Here is an 11,641-nt window from a genome sequence, read left to right as displayed (position 1 = left end):
TCGAACCTGCGAAGTTCACACAGCAGATTTACAGTCTGCCCTCGTTGGCCGCTTGAGTATCTCCCCTAATTTTAAAATTCCATTATTTTAAAGAACCAATTTCAAATCGCATTTGAAATTTCCTGAGCCGATAGAGGGACTCGAACCCACGACCTGCTGATTACAAATCAGCTGCTCTAGCCAGCTGAGCTACATCGGCGAATACATTAAAAAAGTCCGCTATTTCTAACGGACTGCAAATGTAGCTATTTTATCTTTTAATCAAAACATTTTTTAAAAAAAATTTCAATTAAATGTGCGCTCTAATTTTTTCCTTCCTTTTTACAAGCAAACGTTCTAACGACTCTGCAGAAAGCTCAACGGCTTCTTCAAATGTTTTACACTGTTTTTTTACCAAAAAATCATCACCAGGAACATTAATCTTTATCTCCACCACCTTATTCTCTTTATCACTTGTTCTTTCCACTTTTAAAAAAACATCTGATGAAACCACACGATCGTAGTATTTCTCTAGCTTACCCATTCTTTCTTGGATAAAATCGACCAATTTTCTGTCGACAGTAAAATTAACTGCATGAACATCTACCTTCATAATAAAAATTTTAGGATTAACATTTTGAACCGCTATTTACTTCTCGGATGCGCACCTTTATACACTTTCTTAAGCTCCGCAAGACTATTATGAGTATAAACTTGTGTAGACGCCAAACTAGAATGCCCTAGCAATTCTTTAACTGAATTCAAATCTGCCCCATTATTTAAAAGATGTGTTGCAAAAGTATGACGAAGCACATGCGGACTTTTTTTTACCTTTTCTGAGACCCTACTAAAGTATGAATTTATTAAACGATAAACAAAAGATTCGCTCAATTTTAACCCTTTTTTCGAAACAAAAAAATAGTCCGAATCAACCAAACTTTCCAAACCATCCCTTTCCTCTATATACAAATCAATTTGATCAGCAATAATTGGCAGAATAGGAATAATACGCTCCTTATTTCTTTTTCCTAAAACTTTAATCACACCACCAGAACGATCAACATTTTTAATCATTAAATGAATTAACTCCGCCCGACGCATTCCTGTAACATAAAACATCTCCACAATAAGCTTATCTCGAACTTCTTCAAAACCAACTGGAACCTCCATCACATCCAGTAAATCTTTCAATTCTTTTTCCGAAAAAGGAACCTGAACCACTTTGGGCGTTTTCAAAGATTTATGCTTCAACATCGGATTAACTTCAATCTGTTTTGACTTTAAAAGAAACCTATAAAAAGCTTTCAAAGAAGCCATCTTTCTATTAATCGAAACATTCGAAATATCCCGATCCACCAAAAAAACAATCCAACTTCTTACTTGACTATAATTCACCAAATCAATACTTTCTTGATCAAAAGACTCCTTCACAAAAGACTCAAAAGCCGTTATATCATTCAAGTAAGCGCCAACAGTATGCGAAGAGTATTTTTTCTCTAATAAAAGATAATCCGAAAAAGCTTCTTTATTCGTTTTCATAAAATCTAAAAATTAAGCACAAAAAAAACCGTTAGTGTCAAAATTAAAACATTTTGACCACTAACGGTAATTATTTTCTAAAAGCTGATATTAACTTTCTAAACTATCTTTCAAGCCTTGAATGTAAGCCGCTTTTTGGATTTGAGCTCTTTTGATAACAGAAGGCTTAATAAAAGCAGTACGTGCTCTTAATTGACGAACAGTTCCTGTTTTATCAAATTTTCTTTTATAGCGCTTTAATGCTCTATCGATATTTTCTCCGTCTTTAATTGGTATAATTAACATAATATAGACACCTCCTCTCGTTAAGGCTGCAAATGTATATATTAATTATGAATTATGAATTATAAATTATGAATTATTTTTTCAAAAAGAGGAAAGAGCAGAGAATATAGAGAATAGACCTTATATTCTTTATTCTTTATTCTTTATTCTTTATTCTTTATTCTTTAAGCAAATTTCTAGAAATAACCAATTTTTGAATTTCAGTTGTCCCTTCGCCTATAGTACATAATTTAGAATCTCTGTAGAACTTTTCTACTGGAAAATCTTTAGTATAACCGTAACCGCCATGAATCTGAACTGCATCATTTGCAATTTTCACACATGCTTCTGACGCATACATTTTTGCCATTGCACCTAGTGTTGTTACAGGTTTATGCTCTTGTTTTAAATAGGCCGCTTTATGCAAAAGTAATTCTGAAGCTTCAATTTCTGTTGCCATATCTGCCAACTTAAAAGAGATTCCTTGAAAATTACTAATAGGCTGTCCAAACTGATGCCTTTCTTTTGAATATTTCAACGCTGCTTCATACGCTCCTTTTGCAATTCCTAAAGATAGAGCTCCGATAGAGATTCTTCCTCCATCAAGAATTTTCATAGCCTGAACAAAACCTTCACCAACTTCTCCTAATCTATTTGCATCAGGAACACGACAGCTGTCAAAAACCAATTCGGCAGTTTCACTTGCCCTCATTCCTAATTTATTTTCTTTTTTGCCAGATGAAAAACCTTTCATGCCCTTTTCAAACACAAAAGCCGTCATTCCTTTAGAATCACCTTTTTCTCCAGTACGAACAATTACAACAGCAACATCTCCAGATATACCGTGTGTAATAAAATTTTTCGCACCATTTACAATCCAATGATCACCATCCTTTACTGCAGTTGTATTCATTCCGCCAGCATCAGAACCTGTATTATGTTCTGTTAATCCCCATGCTCCAATATGTTCTGCTGTAGCCAATTTGGGCAACCATTTTTTCTTTTGTTCTTCGTTTCCGAAAGTTAAGATATGATTTGTACATAAAGAATTGTGTGCTGCGACTGACAATCCAATTGAAGGATCTACTTTTGAGATTTCCTCAATTACTGTAATATACTCATGATAACCTAAACCTGAACCTCCATATTCTTCTGGAACCAAAACTCCCATGAAGCCCATTTCGCCAAGTTGCTTAAATAATTGTATTGGGAAAATTTGAGCCTCATCCCACTCCATTATATAAGGTCTAATATTTTTTTCTGCAAAGTCTTTTATAGACTGCGCAATCATTAATTGTGTTTCGTTGTAATCAAAGTTCATGAGTTAGTTTCTTTTAGAACTCCAAATATAAACTAATTATTTTTGCTTTTTCAACAGGAAAATCTTTAATTTTTGCTAAATCCTCAATATTCTTAAAATTTCCGTTCATACTTCTATACGTTACAATTTGTTTTGCAAGCCCATATTTAAAGTAAGAAAACTGAGCAAGCTCCTTTAGTGACGCCTCATTTACATTTATTTTCTTCAAAGTTGAAGGAATCACAACCTTAAAATGACTATTCAGCTCATTTATCACTTCAGGCGAAAGTCCCCAAATATCTTTCATCTGCTCCATTGACACAAATGAACCTAGGATTTCTTTCTGGTTTAATATTCTAGTTGAAAGCCCTTCTCCTATTCCGTAGATTTTCATTAAATCTTCTTTAGTAGCCTGATTGATATCTAATATTTCAACCCTTTCTTTTTTTGGAAAACTTTTTATACTAAAATCTTTTTTCTCAATGCTATAATTATTTTTATTCTGTTTCCAATCTGGAAATTTAAACAAAGGAGAAATTTTATTTAATAGCGAATCAGAAATACCTGTAACTTTTTGAAATTCTTCTGCTGAGTTTACATATTTATTCTCTTTTCGAAATGCCAATAAACGATCGATTTCTTGAACAGACATTCCAAGTTTGTATCCTTTATAATCAGAAATAAAATTAGGATTGAAAAGATAGCTAATTGGTTTTGCTTTTTTATTGATTAAGTTTTCCTGGTCGATTTCTGATTGCAAAGCAAGCCATTCTTCTTTTTCTGCGCTATTGGTTTCTGATATATTAAAATCGGCAAACAAATAAAACACCTGCAGTCCGATCATTATAATAAAGAGCATAAAAATGCCTATTCGCTGTTGTCTTGTAAAATGAAAATATTGGTTTGAAAATTTAAAATTCATCGCCGAAAGTGCTTTTTAAAATTAAATTAAGAAAAATCTTTCAAATTTATTAAGAAAAATAGTAAGAAAAGTAACTTTTAAAAAATTATCGAATCTTTTACAAAAGCCTAATTAATTTAATGAATATCAATACTTGAAGAATGTTTCTTACGAGTACTGTAAAAAAATCAAAGATTTTATAACTTAAAACATGATAATTGTTTTTATTTTTTACAAAAAACAATACATTTGGCACTTAATAACAAATAAACCAATAAAATTATATGTCAATTTGGAGAGTTAAACCTATATCAGCCTTTGAGGCCGATATGAAAAAGAGTGATTTAAAGAGAGTCCTAGGTAAATGGAGTCTTACTGCCATTGGTGTTGGTGCCATTATCGGCGGTGGAATTTTTGTACTTACAGGTACTGGGGCTTATTATCATGCAGGTCCAGCATTAGCAATTTCGTTTATCATCGCAGGTATTGCGTGTGTTTTTGCGGCTCTTTGCTATTCTGAATTTGCTTCTATCTTGCCTGTTGAAGGATCTGCTTACGCATATGCTTACGGTACGATTGGAGAAGTTTTTGCCTGGATTATTGGATGGGGACTAATTCTCGAATATGCAATGGGATCGATGACCGTAGCAGTTTCCTGGTCCGGGTACTTTAATAAATTGCTCAAAATATTTCACATTCACCTTCCAGATTGGTTAACTACAGATCCTGCAAGCTACACAGGAGAAGGTTTTTCTATGAATCTTCCTGCTTTCTTGATCGTTATTTTAGTTATTTCATTGCTTATTAAAGGAACAAAAAGTGCTGCTAAAGCGAATAACGCTATTGTAATCCTTAAAGTATCTGCAGTTATTTTCGTAATTGTTGCTGGTCTTTTCTTCATTAATACAGCAAACTGGAGCCCATTTATTCCTGAAGCAACTCAGATCATTGAAAAAGAAACTACTCACAATGCTTACGGAATTGGAGGTATTATCTCTGGAGCTGCAGCAATTTTCTTTGCCTATGTTGGTTTTGATGCCGTTTCTACACAAGCTGGAGAAGCTATTAATCCTAAAAAAGACGTCCCTTTTGCCATCATTGCTTCTTTATTAATCTGTACTACTTTATATATTCTTGTTTCTTTAGTATTAACAGGAATGATGAATTACCAAGACTTTAATCCACTAGGGAAATATCCTGAAGCTATCAAAGCTCCTGTTGCTTATGCATTTGATATTGCAGGACAAGGCTGGGCTGGCTCTATTATTACTGTTGCAGCAACTATAGGTTTGATTTCAGTATTAATGGTAATGATCATGGGACAATCTAGAATTTTCCTTGGAATGTCTAAAGATGGTTTAATTCCACAAGTTTTCTCTAAAGTAAATCCTATTTCTGGAACTCCGAAAACTAACTTAATGATTCTTGGAGCTATTATCGCAACTGTTGCTGCTTTTACACCAATCAACAAATTGGCCGATATGACAAGTTTTGGTACTTTGTTTGCCTTTACAATGGTTTGTATTGCTGTTTGGATTTTAAGAGTAAAACAACCAGGATTAACCAGAACATTTAAAGTTCCTGCTTTACCGGTTATTGCGGTATTAGGAATTGCAATCAATTCTTATTTGATCTTCAATTTAAGTAAAGATGCACAGTTATTATCTTTCGGATGGCTTATTCTTGGTATCATTGTATACTTTGGATATAGCAAGAAAAGATCTAGACTTAATAATACAGATGCGGATGTTGAATAATTTTCAATTCTAGTCATAAAAAAAGCTCCAAACTAAAATTTGGAGCTTTTTTTATAAATCAAATACTGATGTTCTTTTTGAACGAATCAGATCTTTCAATCTAATCCAGAAAGCAAGGGTTAAATATATCCCAAATCCTAGACCCGCTGTAACAAAAGAAATATAGATAAAAAACAATCGAACGCTTGTTACGCGCATTCCGAGTTTATCTGCTAGTCTTGAAGAAACATGAAAACCATATTTTTCAAAAAAGAATTTAAGTTTTAAAATTGCTGACATCTCTATATTTTAGATTTAAGACTTGAGAGTTTTAGATTCCTGACTACTCAGGATTACAAAAGTACAAATTATCTAATTATTTTTAAGCAATTCCAAACCAAGAGCACATTTTAAACATGCTTTACGCTCGCAATATTCATTTTTGAGCTCTAGCAATGACTGACTTTCAAATGCAGATTGAGATTTTATTCCGAATGAATTAAACTTATCAATGATGGTATTTTTCTCAGAAGCAACTTCATTTATAAAATCAATTAAATCTTCGGCAATTGATTCGCCTCTTATGTTTGAATAAGCAAATTGAAGCGGAATTATAGTATTGATAATCAATAAATCTATAAATGACTTAGAAAGCATTTTAGCTTTCTTTGGGCTTTCTTTATCAAATTGATAATGGTTTTGCCAATATGGACTTGCAGAAACATTTAGTAAGCGATATCCTTCGTTAACAGATTTTAAATCAATTACTTTTGAAAATAAGTTCTGATGTTTATGATATAACGATACCAACTGAGAAAGCCTAATTGTAGGGAAATTATCTGGACGGAGTTTAAAAAACTGAAGAGGATCTACATAAGTATTTTCCATTTGATATTTATGCAGCAAATAGAAGTAGCGAAACTTTAAATCTTTATAATAAACATCTTCTTTCTCTATTTCTAATAATCCTGAAGTTCCAAAAAGCAATGCTTCAAGATTTTCGACTTCAAAACTTTCTTTTCTAATCACCGAAAACGGAATTGCCTTTGATATCTGCAAAAAGGAATTTCCATTTGTATTTAACCCAAAATTCTTCGCTAGAAGACAAAATAAGACCGCTTCCCAATCTTGATTAGTTTCTTCCAATAATTGATAAATAAATTTGGATTTTCGCTCTAAGCGCTCAAAAAACAGTCTTTCCTGCCAATTTTTAAAAACAAATCTATCAATTTCTTTTAATTGTCTTTCGCAAGAAACCCAAGTTTTCGGAGAAATCAATGCATTGTAGCTTTCAATTATTTCTTTTGAAATATAATCTTTCAAAACTAAAACAGGTATTTCTGTATTGTCTTCTCTAAAAATAGCGGTATCATTCTCCCATACTACATGAAGAATGACATTTTTATAAGCAGGATCTTTTTCATGGTTATGCAAATACCAATCTGAGGATTTTAAATGGATCTCTACATTACCTGCCCACTTTTGATTTCCGATTTCTATATAGGCATTAAAAAAATCAGGCCCAGCAAGTTCTAAATAATCGCCCGTTTTAAGAACAGTAATTGGCTCACCTTGAGAAGATTCTAAATTCAAACTGTCGAATTTCTTGAATTTCCAAAGATAATGAAGGAAGTCTTCTTTCATTTTAGATTTTATAGTATGTTACAAAATCTAAAAGTAAATAAATTTAATATTATTCTTACAAATTATCAAGATTATTTTAGCGAAGCATATATAATTTAGCGCAAGCTCTTGCATCTGACAATGCTTGATGGTGATTGAGCTGAATTTTCATTTCGCGACAACAATCGCTTAGTTTTGTAGGCTTAATGCCTTTTGCTTTGTAGATTTTAACTGTGCATTCCCATTTTGTGGCGATATTCAAATCATCATAATTTAAACCATGAAGCAACATTGTTTTCATTAAAACATTCCGATCAAAGCTTTCATTATGTGCTACAACAACTCTATTTTTTAGCCTTCTTTCTATCTCAGGATATATCTGAAAGAACGATTTTGCATTGACAGTATCTTTTGGATAAATTCCATGAACACGAATCGTAAACGGATTGTACTCGTTATTTGGTGGCTTAATTAAAGAGACATATTCGTCTACGATAATTCCATTCTCAACTGTAACTATACCAACTGAACAGGGATGATATCCCGTTGCAGTTTCAAAATCAATAGCAGTAAAATTCATATTCTGTTTTTAAAAGACAAATCCATAAACCTTATCGTAAAACAATTAGGTTTATGGATTATTAATATTTGTAAAGGCTTATTTTATTGAGCCAATAATATCATATTTAGTAATAATATGATGGTGTCCGTTTCCTAAATCTACCAAAACAGCATCGTTTTCTTTGCTGAAAAGTTTTGAAACTTCTTCAATTGGCGTTCCTAATTTTACAATCGGGAAAGGTTTCCCCATCACGTCTTTAATTGGTTTTTCGGCAACGTTTTTATCAGCTACATAGCTTCTAAATAAATCTGTTTCGTCTACAGAACCAACAAAGCCATTGATATCGACAACCGGAATCTGCGAAATTTTATATTTACGCATACGCTCAATTGCGTGCGAAACCAATTCTTCTGTACGTACTACAATCAATTCTTTATCAATATGATCTTTGATAACGTCTTCTGCTTTTGTTACGTTTTCTTCCAGGAATCCGCGTTCGCGCATCCAATCATCATTGAACATTTTACCTACATATCGGCTTCCAGAATCGTGAAATAATACCACAACAACATCTTCTGGTTTAAAATGCTCTTTTAGCTGTAACAAACCTTTTATACAAGCCCCTGCAGAGTTTCCAACAAAAATACCTTCTTCAAGAGCAATCTTTCTAGTATAGACTGCAGCATCTTTATCGGTTACTTTTGTAAAACCATCAATTAAAGAAAAATCAACATTCTTAGGCAAAATATCTTCTCCGATACCTTCTGTTATGTACGAGTAAATTTCGTTTTCGTCGAAGATTCCTGTTTCATGGTATTTTTTGAAAACTGAACCATAAGTATCGATCCCCCAGATTTTGATATTTGGGTTTTGCTCTTTCAAGTATTTTCCAACTCCAGAAATAGTTCCTCCTGTTCCAACTCCCACAACAAAGTGTGTAATTTTTCCGTCTGTCTGTTTCCATATTTCTGGTCCTGTTTGTTCATAATGTGCCAACGAATTTGACATATTATCATACTGATTTACATACCAAGAATTTGGAGTTTCTTCTGCCAGACGTTTTGAAACAGAATAATAAGAACGTGAATCTGTAGGTTCAACATCTGTAGGGCAAACAACAACTTTTGCTCCAACAGCACGAAGAATATCCATTTTCTCTTTTGACTGTTTGTCTGAGATTACACAAATTAATTTGTATCCTTTTACGATTGCCACAAGTGCAAGTCCCATTCCCGTATTTCCAGAAGTTCCTTCAATGATAGTTCCTCCAGGTTTAAGTCGGCCATCTGCCTCTGCATCTTCAATCATTTTTACAGCCATTCTGTCTTTTACAGAATTACCAGGATTAAAGGTTTCGACTTTTGCCAATACTAACGCATCAATTTCAGCAACAATTTTGTTGAGTTTTACCAATGGTGTATTACCAATTGTTTCTAAAATGTTATTTGAAAAGTCCATTTTTATTTAAGTTTTATTAGTGGTTCTAAATAAAAAATAAGCCAGTTTTTATTGGAAGAAATTCCAAACCAGACCAAAACGCAACACAAAATCACGATACGGATTATGAGGCGCCGCATAATAGTTGCTTTGTGAAAATAAAGCATTAAAATGTTCCGCTTTTAAATAAAAACGAGTCTGGCGTATTCTGGCATTTACAAAGAAATCGAATGTTGCAAAACCACCGATTTTTTTATCCTGCTGTACAAAAAATTCTGCAATTACAGGGTTATAATCATCTCCGTAATATTTTGTCATATAATTAAACACAAGCCCTGTTTGCATAAACAATGCTTTTTTAAAGAAATGATTTGAATAATAGAATGTATTTCTAGTTACAAAATCAGGTACATTTAAAATTAAATCAGACTGATCTACTTTCTGATATAAAAGTGTATTATCTAGAGCAAAAGGCCCAAATTTAAATTCTCGGCTCGCTTTTATTTCTAAATAATTAATGGCATTTCCATACTGCATTGGCTTAACAATCTGCGCACTTACAGCTTTTTCAGCATCCGTAGCCATATCAGTAAAATACAAATGGTCTTTTAGTACTGTATACTGAACTTGCCCTGTTAACCAAGGAGTTGTAATTTCTGCACTTAACGAATTGATTTTTTCGTTTTTAAAATTATTCGACCAATTGTACGAAATCCAGCTACTTTGATATAAATTATAATTGTTATTTGGCAGTTTATTAATGTTGCGATATCTGAAATCAAATTTGATTTTTTCGCTCATATCGTATCGCAATTTAGCATCCAAATCTGAAAGCGATTCATTGGTTATTGATCTTGAATATAAAAATCGACCATTCCATTTATTTTTCTGATATTCATACTGAGCACCGAAATTATTAAACTGCAAAAACAAATTGTCTGGAACTGCACTTCCGTCAGCATTAACAATAATTCTATTGTATTTATAATTGGATCTATAATCGTCTATAAAAAATATAAACTTACCTAATAGAGAATTCTCATAGGCCGCCCCTACCTTATTATATAGTCTTTCATATTTAGTCTGATCATTAATACTACCTGCCACGTAAGATTCTCCAAATCGCTGTATACGCTTAGTAGATCCATCGTTGGCCGTTATAGTTGAGATTACAGTTGGTTGTTTATATTCATAATCTTTATATTCATAATTAAACTGATGCGTTATGTACAAATTATTACTTCCATCAGTTGGGTTTACTCTAAAAGCATGATCAAAAAACAATCTTCGCCCTTTTAAAAATGATTCTGCATCGGTCAAATAAACCTGCAATCTTTGTCGGTTTTTATAATCTTTATTATCACTTTCAAAATCCGCATCGTTTGTAATACCTCCATTTTCCTCATTCAATATATCCTGATTCGTAAAATGAACGTTTATTGCGTAGCGTTTATTGGTTGTAGCATAACTGGTTGTAATTCTTAAATTTCCAGCACTAACCAATTGGTTATTATAATCTCCTTCAGATCTTAACCCTTTGTAAGCAATAGAAAAATTAAGATTTTTAGAAGCATTTAATGTAATAAAAGAATCTACATTCTGTCCTTTTTTTATAGTGGTATTAAAAAACAATTCTGTAAAAGGTGTTGCAACAGAATAATATCTAATTTGATCTGCCTGCATATAAAGAGAATGCTTCCCATTAAAACCAATTTCTGGATAAGGAGAAAAACTCGTCAAGCTATATTGCAGTGTATTTAATGGCTGTCCAATATTAGATAACTCCTGAAATCCAAAAAGATCTTTTCTAAGATGATTTTGTCTATAAGCACTTTTAATAGTCAGCGAAGTATCTGCATAAATGGTATCATGTTCTAATGTCACAATTCTATACTGATCTATCGTCGCTATTTTCTGTTTTTTCTTTTTTACGGTATCCGTTATGCTTGAATATTCCGTATTCATATCTAAATTATTTTTAGGAGCAGTTTTTTTTTCTTGCGAAAACAATAAAGTTGGAACAACTAATAGATATAGAAAAATGAATATTCTCATTTGATGGCTTTATATAAATTTATTTTGACAAAATTTGCGAAGCAAAGGTAAGATAAAAACGTATAAACGAAAAAACATAATATATAATATGAGGCTAGAAATGTTCTGGTCTTTTGAAAACGAAAACCCCGTATACAAAAGTATACGGGGCTCCCAAAAAAAAATCAAAATATTTATTTTCCTTATTCCCAAAATGGGTATAATTTACTTTGAATCATCAACTTAATTGATGTATATTATATTCT

The 11,641-nt window shown here is 32.4% G+C and carries 11 protein-coding genes and 1 tRNA gene; 1 reads left to right on the top strand and 11 read right to left on the bottom strand.

The features are described from left to right. Nucleotides 1-125 precede the first annotated feature (125 nt). The 6 genes from DM397_RS10130 to DM397_RS10105 all read right to left on the bottom strand — a co-directional run bounded on the left by DM397_RS10130 (nucleotide 126) and on the right by DM397_RS10105 (nucleotide 3,941). A tRNA-Thr gene (locus DM397_RS10130) sits at nucleotides 126-199 on the bottom strand. A 90-nt stretch (nucleotides 200-289) separates the two neighbouring features. Further along, nucleotides 290-592: a ribosome hibernation-promoting factor, HPF/YfiA family gene (gene hpf / locus DM397_RS10125; RefSeq protein ID WP_008466930.1), complete on the bottom strand. Its 303-nt coding sequence runs from the start codon at nucleotides 590-592 to the stop codon at nucleotides 290-292. 32 nt (nucleotides 593-624) lie between these two features. Further along, entirely contained in the window at nucleotides 625-1,518 is an 894-nt protein-coding gene (locus tag DM397_RS10120; RefSeq protein WP_111377413.1) for a tyrosine-type recombinase/integrase, read from the bottom strand. Between the two features lie 90 nt (nucleotides 1,519-1,608). Then, the gene (rpsU, locus tag DM397_RS10115) at nucleotides 1,609-1,803 is read right to left on the bottom strand and encodes a 30S ribosomal protein S21 (RefSeq protein ID WP_026730435.1); all 195 of its coding nucleotides are present in this window, start codon (nucleotides 1,801-1,803) and stop codon (nucleotides 1,609-1,611) included. Nucleotides 1,804-1,960: 157 nt separating this feature from the next. After that, nucleotides 1,961-3,103, bottom strand: a complete 1,143-nt coding sequence (locus DM397_RS10110; protein WP_111377412.1) for an acyl-CoA dehydrogenase family protein — start codon at nucleotides 3,101-3,103, stop codon at nucleotides 1,961-1,963. A 13-nt stretch (nucleotides 3,104-3,116) separates the two neighbouring features. After that, the gene (locus tag DM397_RS10105; RefSeq protein WP_317048803.1) at nucleotides 3,117-3,941 is read right to left on the bottom strand and encodes a helix-hairpin-helix domain-containing protein; all 825 of its coding nucleotides are present in this window, start codon (nucleotides 3,939-3,941) and stop codon (nucleotides 3,117-3,119) included. A gap of 326 nt (nucleotides 3,942-4,267) precedes the next feature. On the opposite strand from DM397_RS10105, the gene DM397_RS10100 reads away from it, so the two are divergent. Further along, nucleotides 4,268-5,740: an APC family permease gene (locus DM397_RS10100; protein ID WP_111377410.1), complete on the top strand. Its 1,473-nt coding sequence runs from the start codon at nucleotides 4,268-4,270 to the stop codon at nucleotides 5,738-5,740. Between the two features lie 51 nt (nucleotides 5,741-5,791). On the opposite strand, the gene DM397_RS10095 is transcribed toward DM397_RS10100, so the two are convergent. The 5 genes from DM397_RS10095 to DM397_RS10075 all read right to left on the bottom strand — a co-directional run bounded on the left by DM397_RS10095 (nucleotide 5,792) and on the right by DM397_RS10075 (nucleotide 11,396). After that, on the bottom strand, nucleotides 5,792-6,019 hold the full coding sequence (locus DM397_RS10095) for a PspC domain-containing protein (protein ID WP_111377409.1): 228 nt from the start codon (nucleotides 6,017-6,019) through the stop codon (nucleotides 5,792-5,794). 72 nt (nucleotides 6,020-6,091) lie between these two features. Further along, nucleotides 6,092-7,363: a DUF2851 family protein gene (locus tag DM397_RS10090; RefSeq protein ID WP_111377408.1), complete on the bottom strand. Its 1,272-nt coding sequence runs from the start codon at nucleotides 7,361-7,363 to the stop codon at nucleotides 6,092-6,094. 76 nt (nucleotides 7,364-7,439) lie between these two features. Next, the gene (locus DM397_RS10085; protein ID WP_111377407.1) at nucleotides 7,440-7,922 is read right to left on the bottom strand and encodes a 3'-5' exonuclease; all 483 of its coding nucleotides are present in this window, start codon (nucleotides 7,920-7,922) and stop codon (nucleotides 7,440-7,442) included. Between the two features lie 78 nt (nucleotides 7,923-8,000). Then, nucleotides 8,001-9,362, bottom strand: a complete 1,362-nt coding sequence (locus DM397_RS10080) for a pyridoxal-phosphate dependent enzyme (RefSeq protein ID WP_111377406.1) — start codon at nucleotides 9,360-9,362, stop codon at nucleotides 8,001-8,003. A gap of 48 nt (nucleotides 9,363-9,410) precedes the next feature. Next, nucleotides 9,411-11,396: a putative porin gene (locus DM397_RS10075; RefSeq protein ID WP_111377405.1), complete on the bottom strand. Its 1,986-nt coding sequence runs from the start codon at nucleotides 11,394-11,396 to the stop codon at nucleotides 9,411-9,413. Nucleotides 11,397-11,641: the final 245 nt, after the last annotated feature.

This window comes from Flavobacterium nitrogenifigens, assembly GCF_003254565.1.
Classification (GTDB): Bacteria; Bacteroidota; Bacteroidia; order Flavobacteriales; family Flavobacteriaceae; genus Flavobacterium; species Flavobacterium nitrogenifigens.
The sequence above is the reverse complement of the archived record's forward strand: the minus strand, read 5'-3'. Positions and strand labels throughout refer to the sequence as shown.

Excerpts from the sequence above, each read along its gene's own strand:
- hpf (WP_008466930.1), bottom strand. The coding sequence starts at position 592 with ATGAAGGTAGATGTTCATGCAGTTAATTTTACTGTCGACAGAAAATTG.
- DM397_RS10095 (WP_111377409.1), bottom strand. The coding sequence starts at position 6,019 with ATGTCAGCAATTTTAAAACTTAAATTCTTTTTTGAAAAATATGGTTTT.
- DM397_RS10120 (WP_111377413.1), bottom strand. The coding sequence starts at position 1,518 with ATGAAAACGAATAAAGAAGCTTTTTCGGATTATCTTTTATTAGAGAAA.
- DM397_RS10100 (WP_111377410.1), top strand. The coding sequence starts at position 4,268 with ATGTCAATTTGGAGAGTTAAACCTATATCAGCCTTTGAGGCCGATATG.
- DM397_RS10075 (WP_111377405.1), bottom strand. The coding sequence starts at position 11,396 with ATGAGAATATTCATTTTTCTATATCTATTAGTTGTTCCAACTTTATTG.
- DM397_RS10085 (WP_111377407.1), bottom strand. The coding sequence starts at position 7,922 with ATGAATTTTACTGCTATTGATTTTGAAACTGCAACGGGATATCATCCC.
- rpsU (WP_026730435.1), bottom strand. The coding sequence starts at position 1,803 with ATGTTAATTATACCAATTAAAGACGGAGAAAATATCGATAGAGCATTA.
- DM397_RS10080 (WP_111377406.1), bottom strand. The coding sequence starts at position 9,362 with ATGGACTTTTCAAATAACATTTTAGAAACAATTGGTAATACACCATTG.
- DM397_RS10110 (WP_111377412.1), bottom strand. The coding sequence starts at position 3,103 with ATGAACTTTGATTACAACGAAACACAATTAATGATTGCGCAGTCTATA.
- DM397_RS10105 (WP_317048803.1), bottom strand. The coding sequence starts at position 3,941 with ATGCTCTTTATTATAATGATCGGACTGCAGGTGTTTTATTTGTTTGCC.
- DM397_RS10090 (WP_111377408.1), bottom strand. The coding sequence starts at position 7,363 with ATGAAAGAAGACTTCCTTCATTATCTTTGGAAATTCAAGAAATTCGAC.